The organism is Kitasatospora sp. NPDC050543 (assembly GCF_044457565.1).
In the GTDB taxonomy this organism is placed as follows: Bacteria; Actinomycetota; Actinomycetes; order Streptomycetales; family Streptomycetaceae; genus Kitasatospora.
On the sequence record NZ_JBITGZ010000081.1, the window covers coordinates 1 to 4048 of the forward strand.

A 4048-nucleotide genomic window follows, 5' to 3' on the forward strand; every position below is an offset into this window, starting at 1 on the left:
AGGTGAAGCGCCTGACCGCGCGGGGCTGGCTGGCCGAGGAACGCCCGGGGATGTTCAGCGTGCTCGCCGGGCGAGCCGGCGGCTCATAACGATGCTCATCGACCAGCGGATCACCGCCTCGGAGGTGCCGGTGCGGGTCTCGTAGTCGCGGGCCAGGCGGCGTGAGTGCATCAGCCATGCGAACGTCCGTTCCACCAGCCACCTTCTGGGCAGCACCACGAAGCCCGTGGCGTCGTCGGTGCGTCTGACCACCGTCAGCGCGATCCGCAGGACATCGCGGGCGAGGTCGACCAGGCGTCCGGTGTAGCCGCCGTCGGCCCACACCAGCGAGATGCGCCAGTGCCGCTCACGCAGCCGCCGGTTCTTCCCATGCTCTGCCTCAGGTTCAACTTCCTTATCTCGCTGCGGAATTCGCCACTCGTGTACTCGCTCCCGCGGTCGGTGTGCATGATGCAGCCGGGCTGCAGACCGCCGCGGCCGGCGGCCATGCGCAGGGCATCGGTGACCAGCTCGGCCCGGTGGTGGTCGGCCATCGCGTACCCGATCACCTCGCGGGTCGCCAGGTCGATGACCGTCGCCAGATACCACCAGCCCTCGATCGTCGGCAGATAGGTGATGTCGCCGACCAGCTTCGTGCCGGCCCGAGCGGCGGTGAAGTCGCGGCCGACCAGGTCCGGAGCCGGGGCAGCCTTGACATCCTGCCTGGTCAGGTGACGGCGCCGACGGCGGGTGATGCCGCGGATGTCGCGCTCGCGCATGATCCGCTCGACCCTCTTCCGGTTGACCGCATGGCCGCCCCGCCGCAACTCGGCATGCACGCGCGGGGCACCGTAGGCGCCCCGGGAGCCGGCATGGATCTCTCGGATCCTCCCCGCCAACTCGTCCTCAGCGCGTTGCCGTTCGGCGATCGCGGGCCGTGACGCGAGCCACGAGTAGTAGGTGGAGCGACCCACGCCCATCACGCGGCACAGCCGTGCGACGCTGTAGCCGTCCGGGTTCGCCCGGTTGGCAGGTGGGCGACCGGGTCGCGGTCGGCTGGTTCGGCGGCAGCTGCGGCCACCGCCGGCGCTGTCGACAGGGCGACTTCATCGTCTGCGAGAGCCTGAAGGTGCCCGGCTGGGCCTACGACGGGGGTACGCCGACGCGGTGATCGCACCGGTGGACGCCCTGGCCCGGATTCCCGACGGGCTGTCGGCGGCCGAGGCGGCCCCGCTGGGCTGCGCGGGCGTCACGACGTTCAACGGACTGCGGCGCAGCTCCGCCAAGCCGGGCGATCTGGTCGCGGTGCTGGGCATCGGCGGTCTCGGCCACCTGGCGGTGCAGTACGCGGTCGCCATGGGCTTCGAGACCGTGGCCATCGCCCGCGGGGCCGCCAAGGCGGACTTCGCCAAGGAGCTCGGCGCGCACCACTACGTCGACAGCACGGCGGGCGCCGGCGTCGGGAGGCGCTGCAGTCGCTCGGCGGAGCACAGGTGGTCCTGGGAACGGCCGCGAATTCCGAGGCCATCACGGCGACCGTGGACGGTCTGGCCACCCGGGGCGAGCTGGTGGTGATCGGCGCGGACGCCGCATCGCTGGGCATCAGCCCGAACCAGCTGCTCATGAGCGGCAAGATCATCCGCGGCCACCCCTCGGGCACCGCGCAGGACGTGCAGGACACCATGGAGTTCAGCCTGCTCCACGGCATCCGCCCGATGGTCGAGACGGTACCGCTCGAAGGGATCACTGCGGCCTACGACCGGATGCTCGCCGGCGCCGCCCGCTTCCGGATGGTCGTCACCACCGGCTGACCGGCGCGCCCGCGTGCCACGGCCCCACCGGGTTCGCCCGGTAGGGCCGTGGCACGCGGCAGGCGTCGGACGGCCGGTCAGCGCTCCTCCGGACGGCTCGGCTCCTCCCAGCGGGTGTGGAAGACCCCGTCGCGGTCGACCCGCCGGTAGGTGTGCGCGCCGAAGAAGTCCCGCTGCCCCTGGATCAGGGCGGCCGGCAGCCGCTCCGCCCGCAGGCCGTCGTAGTACGCGAGCGCCGTCGCGAAGCCCGGTGCCGGCACGCCCAGCTGCGCCGCCGTCGAGACCACCCGCCGCCAGGCCGCCTGCGCGGACCCGAGCGCCTCCCTGAAGTGGACGTCGGTCAGCAGGGTGGGCAGCGCCCGGTCCTCGTCGTACGCGGCCTTGATCCGGTTAAGGAACCGGGCCCTGATGATGCACCCGCCGCGCCAGATGGCGGCCATCGCGCCGGGGTCGATCTGCCAGGAGTACTCGGCGCTGCCCGCCTGGATCTGGTTGAAGCCCTGGGCGTACGCGACCATCTTGGAGGCGTACAGGGCCTGCTCGACGTCCTCGGCGAAGCGGTCGAAGGCGGCGCTGTCGAGCCAGGTCTCGGTCGGTCCCGGCAGACCGCGGCCCGCCTCGCGCAGGGGCACGCTGCCGGACAGTGAGCGGGCGAAGACTGCCTCCGCGATGCCGCCGACGGGGACACCGAGCTCCAGCGCGGTCTGGACCGTCCAGCGTCCGGTGCCCTTCTGCTCGGCCCGGTCCAGCACGACGTCGACGAAGGGTCGCCCGGTCTCCGGGTCGGTGTGGGCGAGGATGTCCGCGGTGATCTCGATCAGGTAGGACTCCAGCCGCCCTCCGTTCCAGGTGCGGAACACCTCGGCGATCTGGGATGGCTGCATGCCCGCCGCGTGGCGCAGCAGGTCGTACGCCTCGGCGATCAGCTGCATGTCCGCGTACTCGATGCCGTTGTGGACCATCTTGACGAAGTGGCCGGCACCGTCCGGTCCGACGTGCGTGCAGCAGGGCCTGCCGTCGGCCTGGGCCGCGATGTCCTCCAGCAGCGGCCCCAGCAACCGGTACGCCTCCGCTGTGCCGCCCGGCATGATGCTGGGCCCCTCCAGCGCGCCCTGCTCACCGCCGGAGATGCCGCTGCCGACGAAGTGCAGCCCGCGCTCGCGCAGAGCGGACTCCCGACGTCGGGTGTCGAGGAAATGGGCGTTCCCGCCGTCGACCAGCACGTCGCCCTCGTCGAGCAGCGGGACGAGCTCGTCGATGACCGTGTCGGTCGGATCACCCGCCTTGACCATGATGACGATCATGCGTGGGCGTTCGATCGCCGCGACGAAAGCCTCCGGCGACTCGGCCGGGACGAACTCGCCTTCGTGGCCGAACTCCTCCAGCAAGGCGTTGGTCCTGGCCTGCGTGCGGTTGTGCACGGCGACGCGGTAGCCGTGGCGGGCGAAGTTCCTGGCCAGGTTGCGGCCCATCACGGCCAGTCCGGTGACGCCGATCCGGGCCTTCGGCTGCTCGGTCATGAGACTCTCCTACTCGGCGAACAGCGAGAGGACCTCGTCCTCGGGGACCTCCAGGTACGTCTCCCCCTCAACCTCGATCGCCGAGCCGGAGAACGTGGCGAAGACGATTCGGTCGCCGACCTTGACGTCCACCGGGTGCGGCTTGCCGCTCTCCAGGGGCCGGCCGGGTCCCACCGCCACCACCTCGCCCGTACGGGTGCCGGCGTCCGCGGCGGGTTCCCCGATCGGCCTGACGACCAGGCGATCGTGCTCCGGGTGGAAGTCGGACATGGGGTGCTCCTCTGAACTGGGCGGTACGGGTGCAAACAGGGGGACCGGCGGAACCGGGCGACGGAGGCACGGACGAAGCGGTCCACATTCGATTCTGCCGGGGTTCCCGGATCCTGCACGGTATGACCACAGGCCGTCGGCCTCATGGAGTCGGGGCCACCCGGCTGCCCGACGCCTCGCCCGCCGAAGTGCGGCTCCGCAGGATCGCACGGTGGCGCGTCCGCGACGGCACCGACCACGCCAGCCACAAGGAACAGGGCAGCAGGATCCGCCGCTACATCATCTGGCGGAACAAGCACGCCGCCGATCAGCGGGCGACGCGAAGTCGTCACCAGGGCCAACGTTGCCTGATGCGGCACTAAAAGCTGTCCCGTAAGAAGCCGTTGTCGTACCGATGGTGGGACGTGTCGATCGAACGGGAGTCTCGTTCGGGTGATCGTCGGCCGGTCGGCGCATGGGGGTAGGGCC

The 4048-nt window shown here is 71.2% G+C and carries 4 protein-coding genes and 2 pseudogenes; 2 read left to right on the forward strand and 4 right to left on the reverse strand.

Going from position 1 to position 4048, the window contains the following annotated elements; translation table 11 throughout:
* Positions 1–54: 54 nt before the first annotated feature.
* Together ACIBH3_RS35765 and ACIBH3_RS35770 are read right to left on the reverse strand one after the other, a co-directional pair.
* On the reverse strand, positions 55–324 hold the full coding sequence (locus ACIBH3_RS35765) for a transposase (RefSeq protein ID WP_396316295.1): 270 nt from the start codon (positions 322–324) through the stop codon (positions 55–57).
* Positions 255–953, reverse strand: a complete 699-nt coding sequence (locus tag ACIBH3_RS35770; protein WP_396316296.1) for an IS3 family transposase — start codon at positions 951–953, stop codon at positions 255–257. The genes ACIBH3_RS35765 and ACIBH3_RS35770 overlap by 70 nt, the downstream gene beginning before the upstream one ends.
* Before the next feature lie 50 nt (positions 954–1003).
* Here ACIBH3_RS35770 and ACIBH3_RS35775 point away from each other — a divergent pair.
* Positions 1004–1790 (forward strand): annotated as a pseudogene (locus ACIBH3_RS35775) (zinc-binding dehydrogenase); the annotation flags it as partial.
* A 77-nt stretch (positions 1791–1867) separates the two neighbouring features.
* Here the strand turns inward: ACIBH3_RS35775 and gndA are convergent.
* Complete coding sequence (gndA, locus tag ACIBH3_RS35780; RefSeq protein WP_396316297.1) at positions 1868–3310, reverse strand: NADP-dependent phosphogluconate dehydrogenase; 1443 nt, start codon at positions 3308–3310, stop codon at positions 1868–1870.
* Between the two features lie 9 nt (positions 3311–3319).
* Positions 3320–3580, reverse strand: coding sequence for a co-chaperone GroES (locus ACIBH3_RS35785; protein ID WP_396316298.1), 261 nt, complete (start codon positions 3578–3580; stop codon positions 3320–3322).
* 209 nt (positions 3581–3789) lie between these two features.
* Here ACIBH3_RS35785 and ACIBH3_RS35790 point away from each other — a divergent pair.
* Positions 3790–3931 (forward strand): annotated as a pseudogene (locus tag ACIBH3_RS35790) (transposase); the annotation flags it as partial.
* Positions 3932–4048: the final 117 nt, after the last annotated feature.